Raw genomic sequence first — 17,269 nt, 5'->3', positions numbered from 1 at the left:
AAACTATGAAATACTGCAAAAGTTGTCTCCAAACAGATAAAAGACCAAATACCAAATTTGATGAGTTTGGTATTTGTCCTGCGTGTAACTACTTTGAAAGTCTTAAAGAAGTTGATTGGGAAGAACGGAAAAGAGAACTTCAAGAAATTATAGCATTTGGCAAGCAAAACAATCATTCAGGTTACGATTGTATCATTGGGGTAAGTGGTGGAAAAGACAGTACAAGACAGGCTTTATATGTTCGTAATGTACTAAAAATGAAGCCTCTTTTAGTTTGTCTTGCTTATCCACCCGAGCAAATTACACAAAGAGGAGCAGATAATATTTCAAATCTCATTAGTTTAGGCTTTGATTGCATTACCATTGACCCTGCTCCCGTTATTTGGAAAAAACTCCTGAAGAAAGGTTTTCAACTTTTTGGTAATTGGGCAAAATCTGCTGAATTAGCTTTGTTTAGTAGCGTTCCAAGATTAGCCATTGCTTACCAAATCTCCCTTATTTGGTGGGGAGAAAATCCCGCTTTACAATTAGGAGATATGGGTGCATTAGGTAAAACAGGAAGCGACGGTAACAACTTAAAACACTTAAATACTTTGGCTGGTGGGGACATTACTTGGCTTTTGAGTGAAGAGGTTAAAAGAAATCAAATCTTGCAATACATCTATCCAAGTGATGAAGAAATGCAGAGAGCAAACTTACGAATTGTTTATTTAGGATATTATTGGAAGGATTGGTCTTTGGTAAATAATGCCAATTATTCGTCTTTGAGAGGATTAGACGTAAGAATTGATAAGCCCTGGGAAATAGGAGAACCTTATGGAGTTACTGCTCTTGATGATAACTACGTGGCATTTAACCAAATGATAAAATATCTTAAATATGGTTTTGGTAGAACTACCGACTATATGAACGAAGAAATACGCATTGGTAGAATAACACGTGAAGAGGCTATCAAAATCACTGAAAAATTTGATGGCACTTGCGACGATAAATTTATAGAAATGTTTTGCAATCATATTGGAATTACTATGCAAGAGTTTTGGAAAATTGTAGATAAATTCGTCAATAAAGATTTATTTGAAAAAAATGCAGAAGGCAAGTGGGTAAGGAAATTTAAAGTTGGAGTGGATTATGAAATATAAAAATATACAAGTTGCTATCATAGACTACGATCTAGGCAATACTTACTCTGTGCTAAATGCTATTGAATTTTTAGGCTACAAAGTATTTGTAACCTCTGAATACGAAAAACTCAAAAAAGCTAATGCTATTATACTGCCTGGTGTTGGGGCATTTGAAGCTGCTATCAAGTCTATTGTTCGTAAGGAATTGGACAAAATACTTACCGAATTAGTTTTACAAGAACAAAAACCTCTTTTAGGAATTTGTTTGGGTATGCAATTATTAGCCAACACCTCCGAAGAAAATGGTTTGCATCAAGGGTTGGGATTTATTGAGGGAAATGTGAAGAAAATTACTCCTAAAAGTAAAGCCGCGGTACCTCACGTAGGCTGGAACGATCTCAATATTATTCAAAATAGCAAAATTTATTCAAGATTGAAAGATAGCAAAAACTTCTATTTTGACCATAGTTACCACTTTGAATGTGAAAGTCAATATATTTCTGCCACCTGTAATTATGGCGGTTTATCATTGGTAGCTTCTGTGCAAAAAAATAATATTTTTGGTGTGCAATTTCACCCCGAAAAAAGCCAAAATAATGGATTACGCTTGTTTAGAGCCTTTATTGAAAATTCATAAGAAATGTTAAAAAGACGAATTATAGCTGTACTTACTGTAAAAGATGATATTGTAGTGCAAAGCATAGGTTTCCAGAAATATTTACCCATTGGTAAACCTGAAATAGCCGTTGAGTTTCTCAATAAATGGGGCATAGATGAAATTGCCTACAATGACATATCGGCTACTTCAAAAGGGAAAAAGCCTAACTTTGAACTCATAAAAAAAGTTGCCAAAAAATGCTTTGTGCCTTTGGCTGTTGGTGGAGGTATTAGTTCTCTGGAAGACGTAAGAAAACTTACACAATCAGGAGCAGATAAAGTGATTGTAAATAACTTGCTTTTGCAAAATCCTGATGTAGTAAAAAGCATCGCTGAAAATTTTGGAAACCAATGCCTTATAGTTTCTTTGGATATAAAAAAAGATGGGCAGACCTATAAACCTTATCACTATCTTACTCAAAAATACTTGCCTTACAACTTACAGGAATGGATAAGCCGAATAGAAACTTTGGGAGCAGGTGAGTTGCTTGTCAATAATGTAGATAGAGATGGCTCTTATCAGGGATTTGATATTGAAGCCTTAAAAATTATACAAAACTTTACCTCAATTCCAATTATAGCCTTGGGAGGAGCCAAAAATGCTCGGAGTTTCATAGAATTATTTGAACAAACCCAAGTAGATGCGGGAGCGGCAGGTAATTTTTTCCATTTTACCGAGCATAGCGTTAATATTTGTAAAGCACAAATCAATCAATTTCAGCCTTGGGTGCGGTTGGAAACCAACGCCAATTATCAAGATAATCCAATTGATACAAATGGAAGGCTTTTGAAAAAAGAAGATGATATTTTAGAACATTTACTTTTTGTAAAAATAGAAAAAGAAATTATTTGATGAAAATAAAAGTTTGCAGTCGTTGCCTTTATCACGAAAAACACCCCTTGCATCTTACTTTTGATAAGGAAGGAGTATGCAGTGGCTGTCGGGTTCACGAAGAGAAAGATATTTTGAATTGGCAAGAGCGTGCCGAAAAATTGAGGAGTATTCTCGAAAACTATCGTAACCAATCAGGTAACAATTATGACTGCATTATCCCTGTAAGTGGTGCAAGAGATAGTTATTTTATTGTGCATACCATTAAAAATGTATTTGGTATGAACCCGCTGCTAGTTACCTATAATAAGCAATACAATACCGATGTAGGAGTTCGTAACTTGGCTAACCTTCGTATTCAGTTTGATTGCGATATAATGACCCTTTCGGTAAGCCCTGAAACATTAAAGAAAATCACAAGAGCTACTTTTAGGCGTTTAGGAAGTATCTATTGGCATTGCTTGGCAGGACAAACAGTTTTCCCCGTACAAATTGCTGTAAAGTTCAAAATACCTTTAATAGTTTGGGGGGCTCATCAAGGTATTGACCAAGTAGGTATGTTTTCACATCTTGACGAGGTAGAAATGACAAGAAAATACAGAAAAGAACACGACCTAATGGGGCTTGAAGCAGAGGACTTGATTGATGATTTTGATGAGATTACCGAAGAAGATGTCAAGCCTTTTATGTACCCCGATGACAAAGAATTGGAACAAGTAGGTGTAAGAGGGATTTATTTGAATAATTATATTCGTTGGGATACCAAAGCCCAACACGAAAAAATGATTGAACTATACGATTATGAAACGCACCAACAGACCCGAACTTTTGATACTTACAACGACGTAGATTGTTGGAACTACTCAGATGTTCACGATTTTATTAAATTTGTCAAGCACGGCTATGGCAAAGCAACCGACCACGCTTGCCGAGAAATTAGGCTTCGTAGAATGACAAGAGAAGAAGGTTTAGCCCTTGTAGAGCAATATCAGTACAGAGAGCCTCAAAATTTAGGACTATTTTTGAATTGGTTAGGCATTACGAAAAATAGCTTTTATTATATCCTAAACCAACACCGGAACCCCATTTTTTGGGAGAGAGACGAATACTGGGAATGGCGGTACAAAAAAGAAGTTTTTGAACAACCTACTCAAGAGCAAATTGAAAAAGCAAGGTTGGAATTATACGAAAAAAACACTAATTTTGTTATCACAAAAGAAAAACAAAGTTCTGACCATAAAAATAAATATATCATAATTGGTAAAGGGAAGTAGAGTTGTATCAAAAAAATTAAGAATAACAAATGTCAAACATAGTTTTAAGAGTAGAAAATCTCTGGAAACAATATAGATTAGGTTTAATAGGTTCGGGTACTATACGCGACGACTTAGCCCGCTTTTGGGCAAAGCTACAAGGTAAAGAAGACCCAACGCTCAAAATCGGCGAAACCAATGACCGTAACATTATAGAAGGCGAGTATGTTTGGGCTTTGCAAGACATCAATTTTGAAGTCAAGCAAGGGGAAGTTTTAGGAATTATCGGGAAAAATGGAGCAGGAAAATCTACACTGCTCAAAATACTTTCCAAAGTAACTAGCCCTACTAAAGGTAAGATTTATACCAAAGGCAGGGTTGCCAGCCTTTTGGAAGTAGGTACGGGTTTCCACCCCGAACTCACAGGAAGAGAAAATATTTTTTTGAATGGAGCTATTCTGGGAATGACTAAAAACGATATTCGTAAGAAATTTGACGAAATTGTAGAATTTTCTGGCATTGGCAAATATATTGATACCCCTGTAAAGCGGTATAGTTCGGGTATGTACGTGCGTTTGGCTTTTGCCGTTGCCGCTCACCTTGAACCTGAAATTTTAATTATAGACGAAGTCCTTGCTGTAGGCGATGCCGAATTTCAAAAGAAATGCCTCGGCAAGATGAAAGAGGTAAGTGGTGAAGGCAGAACAGTACTTTTTGTAAGCCATAATATGGGGGCAGTAAGAAACTTGTGCAGTAAAGCTATTTTTATGGAAAAAGGAAAAATTGCTTTTCAAGGCGAAACAAACAAAGTGGTTGGGCGTTATCTACAAAATACTAACGAAAATCTATCAGGAATATTTGAGATAGGTAAAAAAACTGCCGATGGCACTGTAATTATACAAAAAACTATTTTCAAAAACAAAGAAGGAAAAATTACTAATAATTTAAATTTTGGTGATGATTTATCCATTGAACTCTACGGATATGCTAAAGAAAGGCTTGAAAAACCTTATTTTTATTTTGATATAGAAAGTCAGCACGGCTTTTTAGCAGGGGCATACTCTTTGCTAGACGGCTGGCGACCTGAATACATTGAAGGAGATTTTGTTATAAAATGTACTTTCAAAAATCTACGGTTACTACCTCAAATTTTTACGGTGTGGTTTGGAATGAGAGATAAGTCTGGCGGGCACACACTATTAGGTTATACCGAAGTGGGCAACTTCTTGCTTACTTCTACCCCCGAAGAAATGTCGCTAAAAAGTGAAATCGCAGGTTCTTTTGTTGAAATCTTATCTCCTTATTTAATGGAATATCAATGGGAAAAGGTCAAATAGTAGATAAAATTGATTTATGCGGCAACTTTATCTCGCTTCCTCCTCGTAGTATATGTTATAGGCATATAATGGAGGCTTATGGCGGTTTGCATTTGCTTGCGAAATATGTTGGATTGAAACAGCCTCACTACTTTTTCAAAAGACCTACTTTTTGGCAGCACGGTTGGGCTCCTGATTTTTGTAAATATCATCCTCTTGCAGTATCGGGGGAAATTTTGTCTCACGGAAAGATGAGTAAAGAGCCTACTTACTTAGTAGGTAAAAGTAGTGATGAAGAGTATCTCAAAAAGTGCGGCTATCAGAATGCTAAGGCTATTGGCCTGCCCTTAGTATATTTGCCTGATAGAGAAATAAAGCGAATACCAAACACCTTGCTGGTAATGCCTGTACATTCACTGAGTTATACGAGACACACCCATTGGAACTTTCAAGCTTACGTAAATACCATTTTAAGTATAAAAAATGATTTTGATAAGGTGATTGTATGTATTCATCCAAGTTGCTTAGAAAATGGTTATTGGGTAAATGAGTTTTTAGATGCAGGTTTTGATATTGTAGAAGGTGCTCACGGAAGTGATAAAAATTCTTTTTATCGTTTAGAGCTACTTATGCGTTCTTTTGAATATGTAACGACCAATGGTTTTGGCTCTCATATCGCATATGCGGCATATTTTGGTGCTAAAGTTTCAATTTTCGGCAATTTTGCAGAGCATAAGTCAGAAGATTATGAAGAAATGTATCAATTAACTTTACAAGATTACAAAGAAATGCATATAAAATTCTGTGAGCTCACTTCTGAAAATTCTTTAAAGAATTTTTTTCCTTTTTTATTCCAAGAACATCCTAAAAATGCTATCCAAAGAATAGAATGGGGTAAATATGAGGTTGGGTTTGATGCCCGAAAAACACCAATTGAATTAAAAAAAATACTGGGTTGGGATATTTGTAGTAAGATGAAGTATTTTTCAAGTTATCAGGGGGTCAAAAATGCTCTCTCCCCCTTTATCCCCTCCCAAACTAAGAAAAAGATTAAAGCCATTTTTAAAGTTTAAACCTATGTTAAAAAATTTCAAAAGATTCTATTTTCTATGGAAATTATGTGATATAAATGAGTTTGTTTTTTTGTTATACCACTTTTTCATCACCAAAAAACTTTCTCAGAAAAATATTCAACTCCAACGGTTACTTGTTTTTGCGATTGCTTGTGCCGATAAGGGCTACAAACTCACGCCGAAGGATAAAACTCTTATCAAAGTGTCGGGAATTGGTAAAGATAAGAATTTAAGTGTTTTGGTAAGAAAATATACTCGCGATTTACTTGTATTTGAAGGTTTCTTCATTTTTGATGACTATCAAAAATTCATCAAGCAAATTCAAGAAAAAAAGATTGAAATAAAGTATATCATAGATGCAGGAGCAAATATTGGTTGTGCTACGCTATATTTGCACAGCTATTTTCCAGAAGCTACGATTGTTTGTATTGAGCCTGAAAAAACTAATTTTGACTTACTTTGTCAAAACATCAAGCTAAATAATATCCAAAACAAGGTTTATTGTGTTCAGAAAGCACTTTGGAATGAATTGAAGGAACTAGAACTACGAAGAGTAGATTACTCACACGACGGTTTTCACGTAATGACAGAGGGTATCACGCACGAAATCATTGATAAAGTATCTACTTGCACAATACCTGAATTATGCAAAGAAAACCAAATTGACATTCTAAAAATAGATATTGAAGAAGCAGAAAAAGCACTTTTTACAGACCAAAAACATTTGCAAGAGTTTCTGCCTCAAACACAAAGTATCATAATGGAAGTACACCAAGAGCATATCAGCGATGATCAAATCATAAAAACCCTAAATGAATTTCACTTTACTGCTTTTCTAACTCAAATTGAAGGACAACCATCTGCAATTTTAGCTTTTAATCAGACAATAAAAAATGGCAACTAGCTTTGTTTATTTCTCTTCGGGTAAAGATTTTTTACACAACAGAGGAATTTTTTCCATTCTAAGTTTGGTGTGTAATTATTCCTTAAAAGCAGATGAGCGAATAATTGTCTTTACAGACCAACCCCAATATTACGAAAAATTTCTTTCAGAATTACCCATCGACTATCAAATGCTTGACTCTAATGATATTCAAAAATTGATGGGAAACGATAATCTTATTCATAGAGTAAAAATCGGTATCATTGAGAAATCTACACAATTATATCCACAACACAATATTTTGTATGTAGATACAGATACTTTTTTCTTTCAGAATTTTACAGAAATTCTTACAAAAATTTCTCCTCAAACTTCTATTATGCACAAGTTTGAGTATCCAATGACTTTTTTAGGAACATACCCCCCCAACGACGCTGACCACTTCCGAGATGTTTATGATTTTTTAAAGTCTAATCAATTCACTATCAAAGGAGTAACACAATACATTCTGCCCGAAAGTTTTGCTTCTTGGAATGCAGGTATCATAGGTTTACACCCTACTCACTTCGAATGCCTTACAGAAGTATATGAATTTACCGATCAGCTTTACAGTTATGCCCGTAATCACGCTTGCGAGCAGTACGCTTTTTCTTATTTTTTACAAAAGCGTACAAAACTCATTGATTGCGAGCAGTATAACAGACATTATTGGCACAGAATTGAAAAAAAGATTGTTGATGAATTTTTAGCAAAAAAACTTAATAATTACTTTGCTACATTACCGCTTGAAGAGAAAAAAACTTTGGTAAATCAATGGGCAAAGTATCTTTTGATGAAAATTCCCAAGCACGAGTATATGCTTCGCTACAATGCAATGATTGCATTCCAAGAAAAAAGATATTTGAAAGGGTACAAAGAAGCTATCAGGACATTGTTGGCTAACCCTTTGCAAGATTTCACTTTCTTCAAAGATGTTGCATATTATACTAAAAAAATGCTTTTATCTAAATGAAAAAACAACTCATCAAAGTAGGTTTTCTTGTTTCTTATGATTGGTATTTGCTCAAAAATGCTTTGCCACTTGTATATGCTGATGCTGATATAATTTACTTAGCTTTGGACAAGAAACGCCTTACTTGGAGCGGAAACCCTTTTGATTTTGATGAGAAAGATTTTCAAAATTTTATTCAAAGTATAGATATCAACAAAAAAATTCACATTTATGAAGATGATTTCTATGTAGCCTCGCTTACACCTATGCAATGCGAGGTAAGAGAAAGAAATATGCTTGCCAAAGCAATGGGCGAAGGTGGCTGGCATATTCAATTAGACGCTGATGAATACTTCATAAACTTCGGAAATTTTATTGAATATTTGCAACAAAATCCTGTAAGAAAAGAAACTAATATTTGTGTTTGTTTAATAAACTTGTTCAAAAAAACAAACAACGGATATATATGCATCAAAACGGACGATTTAGACCTGATACAAGTAGCAAGCAATAAGCCATATTACGAATATGGTAGAAAGAATGGATATTTCAATCATACTGCACCTTTTTATATGCTGCACGATACTTGGGCAAGAAACGAAGGCGAGGTATGGCAAAAAATATCCAATTGGGGACATAAAACCGACTTTGATACACACAAGTATTTTGATTTTTGGAAAAGCATTGATGAAAATAATTATTCACAAATTCGCAATTTCCACCCATTACAACCTGAAAAATGGAAAAAGCTAGTTTTTTTGGCAGGGAGGAACGTTCAGGAGTTAATTCAGAATTTTCAAAACTATCCTTTTCCGCTTTCAAAATTTCAATTATTTTTGAAAAATAATCGTAATATTGCCAGAATTAAACATCTTTGGAATAAAATCTTTAAATAAATGCTCAAACAGATAAAAAATAGACTGCACGAATGGAACGCTGCAAGAGAGTTAAAAAAATATGCTCCCCTGCTTGCCAAAGACTCGGAAGGTTTGAATGCAGAACAATTGGTAGAACTTATCTATAGCCCCAAATGGGAGCGTTTCTTTTGGATAAAACAAGTACCAGAAGAAATTTTAAATCTTACCAAATTGATTGAACAGCAAAGACCAAAATGTATATTAGAGATAGGTACTGCAAATGGAGGTTCTCTTTTCTTATTTTCAAAATTAGCAGATAAAAATGCCACCATTATATCTATTGACTTACCAGGCGGCAAATACGGAGGAGGATACCCCAAATATAAAGAAAATTTCTACCACTCTTTTGCAAGTGAAAATCAGAAAATAATACTTTATAGAGCAGACTCCCACTCACAAGAAACTTTATCCAATGTAAAAAACATTCTAAATGGGGAAAAAATAGATTTTTTATTTATCGATGGAGATCATACATATCAAGGAGTAAAAACAGATTTTGAGCTATATGCCCCATTAGTAAAAAGTGGAGGTTTGATAGGTTTCCACGATATAGCCGAACACCCCCCAAGTTGGAATGTTGGAGTAAGAGAGTTTTTCAATGAAATAAAAAGTAACTACGAATATAAAGAGTTTATTGCAGACCCTCAACAAGGATGGGCTGGCATAGGAGTTATTAAACAAAAATGACATCTTTGCTCTCCATCATCATCATCAACTACAATACTTTTTCACTTACTTGCAAGTGTATTGAAAGCATTTTGCAATATACCCAAGAAGTAAGCTATGAAATTATTTTGGTAGATAATGCCTCAACGGAATGCAGTCCTGATAAGTTTTTAGAGCTTTTTCCACAAATAACACTTATCAAATCACCTGAAAATGTAGGCTTTGCCAAAGGGAATAATCTTGGCTTGCAGTATGCCAAAGGCGAGTATATTTTGCTTCTCAATAGTGATATTGAACTCAACGAAAACTCCATAGCTATTTGTCTGCAAAAAATGCAAGAAAACCCCCAAATAGGTGTAATCAGTCCTCTACTTGTCTATCCTGATGGAAAAGTACAGCATACAGCTAATAAATTTCATAATCTGACTTATGAATTCATTGAACTTTTTCGTTTGCATAAAATTTTAGGTAAAAAACGTCTCTTAGGATTTTATTTTTCTCACAATGAGGAAATTTTCGTAGATTGGGTTTGGGGGGCTTTTTTCTTAATTCGCCGAGAGGTAATTGATAAAATGCCTGCAAGAAAACTCCCTGATGATTTTTTTATGTACTTTGAAGATGTGCAATGGTGCTATCTGATACGAAAACTTGGCTATAAAATACTTTTTACCCCTGCTACCCGAGCCATTCATTATGTTTCAGCAAGTAGCCAAAATACCAATCCTAACCTTGATAAATTTGAAAAATCTTTGCAAAATGAAACTCAATTCTGGCTAAAAGAAAAAGGTTGGCTTTACACTAAAATGCTCTATTTTGTGCGAGCCATTAAATATTTTTCTTTACGAAAAAAAGAGTTTAGACAAATAGCTAAACTCTTTTGGAAAAAGTTTCTTAAATTCTGAAAAAACTACTCCACAGCCTCTCCCAACAACGTCGCTGAATTAGCTTCTTTTACGAGTACATTTACATAATCGCCTTTTTGATAGTGTTTTTTAGGAAATATTACGACTTTATTGGCAGAATTTCTACCTTGCAAATATTCCTGTGAACGTTTAGAAAAACCCTCTACCAATACTTTGTGAATTTTGCCTATGTCTTTTTGATTTCGTTTGTAAGAAAGCTCATTTTGTAGAGATATGATTTCATTAAGACGTCTTTTTTTCACTTCCAAAGGTACATCATCTTTCAGTTTTTTTTCCGCAGGCGTATTCGGACGCTCCGAATAATAAAACATATATGAAAAATCATACTCCACTTCTCGCATCAGTGAAAGTGTATCTTGATGCTCTTCTTCTGTTTCAGTACAAAAACCTGCAATCATATCCGAAGAAATACCACACGCCTCCCCTAAAATTCGACGAATAGTCGCAATTCTTTCCAAATACCACTCACGCGTATAAGTGCGATTCATCAACGCTAAAATGCGATTATTGCCGCTTTGCACAGGTAAGTGAATATATTTGCAAATATTTTCATACTTTGCCATAGTGTAAAGCACCTCATCGGTAATATCTTTGGGGTGCGAAGTAGAAAAACGCACTCGCAAATCAGGAGAAATTTGTGCAACACGCTCTAAAAGTTGAGCAAAATTACAAGTTTCTATTCCTTCAAAATTTTCTCCTTTGGCGATTGCCTTCTGATAATTTTTCAGTGAAATAATATCATCTTTGGACGTCCAAAAATAAGAATCTACATTCTGCCCCAAAAGCGTAACCTCCCGATACCCATTTTCAAACAAATCTTTACACTCCGCCACAATAGAATACGGACTACGACTCCTCTCACGCCCACGCGTAAAAGGCACTACACAAAAAGAACACATATTATCACAACCTCGCATAATGGAAACAAACGCCGTAACCCCATTAGAATTAAGCCTCACAGGGTTAATATCTGCATAAGTTTCTTCACGCGAAAGAAAAACATTGATAGCCTTGCTTCCCTCATCTGCTTCGCTCACTAATTTAGGTAAATCTCGGTAAGCATCAGGTCCTGCAACAATATCCACAACCTTCTCCTCTTCCAAGAGTTTAGTTTTCAGGCGTTCCGCCATACAACCCAATACTCCCACAAGTAAATGAGGACGCTTCTTTTTCAGGCTTTGCAAATATTGCAAGCGATGACGAATTTTCTGCTCGGCATTTTCACGAATAGCACAAGTATTCAAGAAAATGAGGTCGGCATTTTCAGCAGTAGCAGTAGTATCAAAGTCATTTTCTTGCATTATAGAAGCTACTATCTCGGAGTCAGAAAAATTCATCTGACAGCCATAGCTTTCTATGTACAGCTTACGAGTTTTGCCAGTATTTTGCTCTTGCGTAGTTTTGATAGTTTCGCAAGCCTCATTATGTTCTAAAATTCCGATATCTTCAATTATTTTTTTCATAGAAATAGCATTAAAACTTAAAAAAATATTATCTCTTTTGAGAACGTAAATTTTCTATTTCTTGCACAGAAAGCCCAGTGAGTTCTTTGATAAATTCATTATCTAAGCCCTTTTGAATAGCTTTGAGAGCTGTTTCTATTTTATTTTTTTCAACACCTTTCTCCATACCTTTCTGGAAACCAACTTGTTCTGCTTTCATTTTTTCGGTTTTTTCGTCGGTTTCACGCATACGAGCATATTCGTAGGCTTCAAGGTCTTTTTTACTCCAGAGATGTTTGTCGGCTTCCAAATAAGCTATTTTCAAACCTTCATCATCAACGCTTTCGGGAACAACCTCCAAATTTTCTGCATTTTTGATAAAAAATACCCATTTTTCTGTCAGTGTTTTTAACTCTTTTTCAGTTTTATTGAATTTAGGTAACTCTATAAAATTAAATTCCAAGTCTTTGAGTTTATGTTCTTGGGTTTTCTCGTCCAGAATAAGATGTCGAGAAAGATAGTGAGAAGTATCCAAAAATGTAAAGTCTAAAATACCAATAAAAATGATGGGTTTAAGCTCATAATACTCTTCTTTGGCATTAAGTTGCGAAATATAGCTTTTGGCAGAATAATACACTACCCGCTGAGCAAAGCCAATCTTATCAGTAACTTGCATTTCTACGATATACTCTTTGCCTGCTTCATCACGAGCTTTTACATCAAGTACGGTAGATTTTGCACCCAAAACTATAGGAACTTGATAAGGATTAAGTATTTGCACATCTGCAATTTTTCGCCCCCCTTCTAATCCCAAAACAGCATTGAGGAATGAAATTAAAATTTGTTTTTTACTTTCATTCCCGAAAATCTTGCGAAATGCAATATCATTTTTCACATCTGCAAATTGCATACTACTGCATCATCAAAAATGCCTTGATAAAATCGTTTAGGTCGCCGTTGAGTACATTTTGCACGTCTGTACGTTCTACACCCGTACGTACATCTTTGACGAGCTTGTAAGGGTGCAGTACATAATTTCGTATTTGCGAACCAAAATCAATTTTCTTTTTTGTGCCTTCAATTTTATCTTTTTCCTCTTGTCTTTTTTCCATTTCCAACTGATACAACCTTGATTTGAGCATCTGCAAGGCTTTTTCACGATTTTGGTGCTGAGAACGCTCCTGCTGACATTCCACCACGATACCTGTGGGCTTGTGGCGAACCCTCACAGCCGTTTCTACTTTATTTACATTCTGCCCTCCTGCTCCTCCCGAACGAAACGTATCCCACTCTAAATCAGCAGGGTTGATAGTGATTTCAATGTTATCATCAACAATTGGATACACAAACACCGAAGCAAAGGACGTATGTCGTCTGCCCCCTGAATCAAAAGGTGAAACACGCACCAAGCGATGCACTCCTATTTCAGACTTCAAAAGTCCATAGGCAAACTCCCCCTCAAATTCCAAAGTAGCTGATTTACAGCCTGCTACTTCGCCCGCTTGATAATTTACTTCTCGCACCTTAAAGCCCTGACTTTCGCCCCACATAATATACATACGCATCAGCATTTCTGCCCAATCCATACTTTCGGTGCCGCCTGCTCCTGGATTGATTTCCATCATCGCACTTAACGCATCTTCCTCCCCACTCAACATTTTCTTGAACTCCAAGTCTTCTACTTGTTGTAGTAATTTATGAAACTCTTGGTCAATTTCCTCCTCCGAAAGTTCATTATTCTGATAAAATTCGTAAAGAACCTCAAAATCTGCTTCTGCCTGCAAAAGTGCCTGCATTGGCTCTGTCCAAACCTTGATGTTGCGAATTTCTTTCATTACTGCCTCTGCTTGCTGTGCATTCTCCCAAAAGTCCGCAGCAGTGGTTTGTTGTTGTTTTTCGGCAAGTTCTTGCAATCGTACATCGTAGTCAAAGATACCTCCTCAAAGCCGAGATACGGGCTTTTACATCTTTATATTGGTCTTGTGTCATAATCTCTAACTTTTATGCGTAACTTCTGTTTCTTTTTTCTTGAAAAATTTATGCCTAATAATTTCAACAATCGGCGGAGTAATGGAAAGCAAAATGATAGCAAAAATGACAAGCGTAAAGTTTTTACGAACTATTTCGGTATCAGCGAAAAAATAACCCAACCACAAAAAAGACCACACCCATACAAAACCTCCTATCACATTGTAAGCCAAAAAACGAGGGTAATTCATCGTGCCAACGCCCGCTACAAAAGGAGCAAAAGTGCGTATAATAGGTATGAACCGAGCAAATATAATTGTCTTTCCGCCGTGTTTTTCATAAAATGTTTGAGTACGTAGCAAATATTCTTTTTTTATCCAACGACTTTCTTTTTGGAAAACTGCAGTTCCTAATCTTTTACCTATCCAATAATTTACGCTATCGCCAATAACTGCCGCTACAAACAAAATCAGCCCCATTAGCCAAATATTAAGTTCATTGGTTACACTTATCAAGGCTCCTGTGGCGAAAAGAAGCGAATCACCGGGTAAAAAAGGCATCACCACCAGCCCCGTTTCTACAAAAATTATCAGAAACAAAATAGCATAAATCCATATGCCGTAATCCTGAAAAAGTACTTGCAAATGCTTATCTACGTGTAAAATAAAATCCAGAAGTTGTTTTAGAATTTCCACAGGTTTGTAATTTTCTGCAAAGGTAGGGAGTTTTTCTGAAAAGTTCAAAAATAAAAACTTCCTGAACAAAATTCAGGAAGTTGATTGAGAGCTATGGAAAAATCTAATGATTCATTTGCTTTTCTTTGTGCTTAGTAATCTGACGTTTTAGCACATCAACTACTTCATCAGTAGCACTTTCAAAGGTATTTTTTTGGGCTTTGGCAAAAATCACGTTGCCGGGAACATTTATTTTTACTTCAACGATTTTATTTTCCTTGTGGTCGTTCTTATCCAAGCGTAAAAAGACGGTAGCATCAATGACACGGTCGTAGAAAGTATCTAATTTGTTTAACTTTTTTTCAATGAAATCAAGCAACTTGATGTCTGCATCAAAATGCACGGATTGAATTTGCACTTTCATAACACTACATTTTTAAGGTGAAACCATAAGACAAAAAATTAAAAAAATCTATGAAAAGCAATGAGTTTTATCAGGCTTTCGGGTGAGCCTGCTTGAATACATCTTTAAGTTTTTGAAGTGAATTATGCGTATAAATTTGTGTAGCTTTCAGGTTGCTATGCCCTAAAATTTCCTTGATAGCATTCAAATCTGCCCCTTTATTGAGCATATGCGTAGCAAAAGTATGCCGAAGCGTATGCGGACTTTTTCGTTCTGCACTATCCACCAAACTCAAATATTTTTTTACTATTCGGTAAATAAACATTGGATAAGCGGGTTCGCCTTCATCGGTTACTATCAGAAATGTATGTGGCAACTGCAAAAACTCCTTTTCACGATAATAAACATACTCCTGCAAAAGATGATTGAGTGAGGGCGTAATCGGAATGATACGCTCCTTATTACCTTTTCCTAACACTCTGATTTCCTGACGAATATAGTTGATATTTTCCTCTTTCAAGCTCAAAAGTTCAGCTTCACGCATACCCGTATGATACAAAAGTTCTAACACAATTTTATCTCGATACCCCTTGAAATCCTTGCTAAATTCGTAGTTATCTAAAATCTTTACCATATCTTGCTCTTCTACGAATGAAGGCGTTTTTTTAGGCACTTTGAGCGGTTTTATTCGCAAAGTAGGGTTTTGGGTGATGTAAGAATTTTTTACCAAAAACTTGTAAAAAGATTTTAGTGTAGCAATTTTACGATTGATAGAGGTTGGTTGTAAATTTTGCTCTGAAAGATGTACAACCCAAGAACGTATCATCTGATAGTTTGCTTCCTGTATATCTTGCACCTGAAACTGCTCTATCAAGAAATCTTGAAATTGCTCCAAATCGTTGCGATAAGAACTATATGTATGAGAACTCTGACGCTTCTGATAGCTAATGTATTGCAAAAATTTTTCAATCATTTTTCAATCAATAAACATTCAACACTAAACCTACAAGCTAAAAGTTTTGAATTTTACAATTTTTTTTTGAGAAAAACAAGAAAAAAATAGAAATTTTCAGACCTAACCCATAGAAACTATGAAACTTCTCCATAAATTTAACTTTTGGGCTTTGCCGATAGCAGGCATATCATTGGCTATTTGGATTTGGCTTACCCAAAATGGCTTTGGCTTGACAACCGATGCCAAAGCATATCTTTACGCCGCCGAAAGTTTCAGAAAACAAGGCGAATTGCTCACTCCACAGGGCTATTATACCAACTGGACACCTCTTTTCCCCTTTTTGCTCAGTTTTATGCCCGTAAAGGTTTTATTTGGAGCAACTTTGCTACTAAACTTGTTCTTGTTGTATTGGCTTGTTCATCAGACTATTATAAATCGTTTCTGGCAAACTATTTGTTATCTGCATACTTCGCTTTCGGTAGTTTTGGTGATGGTGCATTTTTTTGTATGGTCAGAGGCGTTATTTCTAACTTTTTTGCTTGCTATCACTATTCTTTTTCTACAAATGCTTGAAAAAGAACGCTCTGCATTTTTTTACTCGCTCATTTTGCTTTCTAACCTGCTTTGTTTGCAAAGAATGGCAGGAATATTTTTTGTAATAGCTTTTGCCTTACTTTTTGCCTATTATTTTTCTTGGGAAAAAGCTTTTCGTTATTTTGTTTTAAGCAGTTTGGGGCTGGGGCTATGGCTTGTGAGAAATAGTTTTTTGCAAGGCAAACCCGATTTTTTAGAAAACATTTGGGCAGTAACGATGTCGGAAAGTTTTATAGGATATGCAGAATCTTTTGTCAAGTTGTTTGTCCCTACGTATGATATGTCTTCTTGGCTTGTGATAGTTATGTTCATAGTTATTCTTATAGGCTCGGGCATACTTTCTGCCAATGAAAGAACTTTGTTTGTATTATTTTTTCTCTTTTTTTTCTATTTTGCTGTAATGCTTGCTTTAAGTATGAATATCCCTTTCGAAAGCGATAGATACGCTTCGCCTGTAATGCCATTTCTACAAATAATTTTTTGGAAAAGGCTGAACACTTTTGAAGGAGAAAAAGAAAAATTCCGAAGCAAATTTCGTTATTTTATTATGATTGTTGTAATAGCTTACAATCTTTTCCGAACTTATTGGAATGTTCAG

The 17,269-nt window shown here is 35.4% G+C and carries 17 protein-coding genes; 11 read left to right on the top strand and 6 right to left on the bottom strand.

Features of this window, described 5'->3' with window-relative positions:
• Nucleotides 1–5: 5 nt before the first annotated feature.
• The 11 genes from Rain11_RS00935 to Rain11_RS00885 all read left to right on the top strand — a co-directional run bounded on the left by Rain11_RS00935 (nucleotide 6) and on the right by Rain11_RS00885 (nucleotide 10,614).
• Nucleotides 6–1,142, top strand: a complete 1,137-nt coding sequence (locus Rain11_RS00935) for an N-acetyl sugar amidotransferase (protein WP_101357449.1) — start codon at nucleotides 6–8, stop codon at nucleotides 1,140–1,142.
• On the top strand, nucleotides 1,132–1,761 hold the full coding sequence (hisH, locus tag Rain11_RS00930) for an imidazole glycerol phosphate synthase subunit HisH (protein ID WP_101357473.1): 630 nt from the start codon (nucleotides 1,132–1,134) through the stop codon (nucleotides 1,759–1,761). The genes Rain11_RS00935 and hisH overlap by 11 nt, the downstream gene beginning before the upstream one ends.
• 3 nt (nucleotides 1,762–1,764) lie before the next feature.
• Nucleotides 1,765–2,634 (top strand): imidazole glycerol phosphate synthase subunit HisF, encoded by an 870-nt coding sequence (gene hisF, locus Rain11_RS00925; protein ID WP_101357448.1) that lies wholly within the window; start codon nucleotides 1,765–1,767, stop codon nucleotides 2,632–2,634.
• Entirely contained in the window at nucleotides 2,634–3,887 is a 1,254-nt protein-coding gene (locus tag Rain11_RS00920) for an N-acetyl sugar amidotransferase (RefSeq protein WP_207764404.1), read from the top strand. The genes hisF and Rain11_RS00920 overlap by 1 nt, the downstream gene beginning before the upstream one ends.
• 29 nt (nucleotides 3,888–3,916) lie before the next feature.
• Nucleotides 3,917–5,203, top strand: coding sequence for an ABC transporter ATP-binding protein (locus Rain11_RS00915; RefSeq protein ID WP_101357447.1), 1,287 nt, complete (start codon nucleotides 3,917–3,919; stop codon nucleotides 5,201–5,203).
• The gene (locus tag Rain11_RS00910; protein ID WP_101357446.1) at nucleotides 5,185–6,255 is read left to right on the top strand and encodes a hypothetical protein; all 1,071 of its coding nucleotides are present in this window, start codon (nucleotides 5,185–5,187) and stop codon (nucleotides 6,253–6,255) included. The genes Rain11_RS00915 and Rain11_RS00910 overlap by 19 nt, the downstream gene beginning before the upstream one ends.
• Nucleotides 6,256–6,325: 70 nt before the next feature.
• Complete coding sequence (locus tag Rain11_RS00905; RefSeq protein WP_165778048.1) at nucleotides 6,326–7,159, top strand: FkbM family methyltransferase; 834 nt, start codon at nucleotides 6,326–6,328, stop codon at nucleotides 7,157–7,159.
• Nucleotides 7,149–8,150: a hypothetical protein gene (locus tag Rain11_RS00900; RefSeq protein WP_101357444.1), complete on the top strand. Its 1,002-nt coding sequence runs from the start codon at nucleotides 7,149–7,151 to the stop codon at nucleotides 8,148–8,150. The genes Rain11_RS00905 and Rain11_RS00900 overlap by 11 nt, the downstream gene beginning before the upstream one ends.
• Nucleotides 8,147–9,025 (top strand): hypothetical protein, encoded by an 879-nt coding sequence (locus Rain11_RS00895; RefSeq protein ID WP_101357443.1) that lies wholly within the window; start codon nucleotides 8,147–8,149, stop codon nucleotides 9,023–9,025. Before Rain11_RS00900 ends, Rain11_RS00895 begins: the two co-directional genes overlap by 4 nt.
• Complete coding sequence (locus Rain11_RS00890) at nucleotides 9,026–9,733, top strand: class I SAM-dependent methyltransferase (RefSeq protein WP_101357442.1); 708 nt, start codon at nucleotides 9,026–9,028, stop codon at nucleotides 9,731–9,733.
• Nucleotides 9,730–10,614: a glycosyltransferase family 2 protein gene (locus tag Rain11_RS00885; protein ID WP_101357441.1), complete on the top strand. Its 885-nt coding sequence runs from the start codon at nucleotides 9,730–9,732 to the stop codon at nucleotides 10,612–10,614. The genes Rain11_RS00890 and Rain11_RS00885 overlap by 4 nt, the downstream gene beginning before the upstream one ends.
• Before the next feature lie 5 nt (nucleotides 10,615–10,619).
• Here the strand turns inward: Rain11_RS00885 and miaB are convergent, their stop codons facing one another.
• The 6 genes from miaB to Rain11_RS00855 form a co-directional block, all read right to left on the bottom strand.
• Nucleotides 10,620–12,098: a tRNA (N6-isopentenyl adenosine(37)-C2)-methylthiotransferase MiaB gene (gene miaB / locus Rain11_RS00880; RefSeq protein ID WP_101357440.1), complete on the bottom strand. Its 1,479-nt coding sequence runs from the start codon at nucleotides 12,096–12,098 to the stop codon at nucleotides 10,620–10,622.
• 28 nt (nucleotides 12,099–12,126) lie between these two features.
• The gene (locus Rain11_RS00875; RefSeq protein WP_101357439.1) at nucleotides 12,127–12,987 is read right to left on the bottom strand and encodes an Rpn family recombination-promoting nuclease/putative transposase; all 861 of its coding nucleotides are present in this window, start codon (nucleotides 12,985–12,987) and stop codon (nucleotides 12,127–12,129) included.
• A gap of 1 nt (nucleotide 12,988) precedes the next feature.
• Nucleotides 12,989–14,066 (bottom strand): peptide chain release factor 2 gene (prfB, locus tag Rain11_RS00870; RefSeq protein ID WP_101357438.1). Its coding sequence is split into 2 segments (ribosomal slippage): nucleotides 12,989–14,005 and nucleotides 14,007–14,066, totalling 1,077 coding nucleotides; the frame shifts between segments, so codons are not numbered across the junction.
• 5 nt (nucleotides 14,067–14,071) lie between these two features.
• On the bottom strand, nucleotides 14,072–14,788 hold the full coding sequence (locus Rain11_RS00865; protein ID WP_317042737.1) for a DedA family protein: 717 nt from the start codon (nucleotides 14,786–14,788) through the stop codon (nucleotides 14,072–14,074).
• A 55-nt stretch (nucleotides 14,789–14,843) separates the two neighbouring features.
• Nucleotides 14,844–15,143: a ribosome hibernation-promoting factor, HPF/YfiA family gene (gene hpf / locus Rain11_RS00860; protein ID WP_101357437.1), complete on the bottom strand. Its 300-nt coding sequence runs from the start codon at nucleotides 15,141–15,143 to the stop codon at nucleotides 14,844–14,846.
• Nucleotides 15,144–15,213: 70 nt separating this feature from the next.
• On the bottom strand, nucleotides 15,214–16,080 hold the full coding sequence (locus tag Rain11_RS00855) for a tyrosine-type recombinase/integrase (protein ID WP_317042736.1): 867 nt from the start codon (nucleotides 16,078–16,080) through the stop codon (nucleotides 15,214–15,216).
• Nucleotides 16,081–17,269 lie beyond the last annotated feature (1,189 nt).

It is taken from the genome of Raineya orbicola, from assembly GCF_002843425.1.
Classification (GTDB): domain Bacteria; phylum Bacteroidota; class Bacteroidia; order Cytophagales; family Thermonemataceae; genus Raineya; species Raineya orbicola.
The sequence above is the reverse complement of the archived record's forward strand: the minus strand, read 5'-3'. Positions and strand labels throughout refer to the sequence as shown.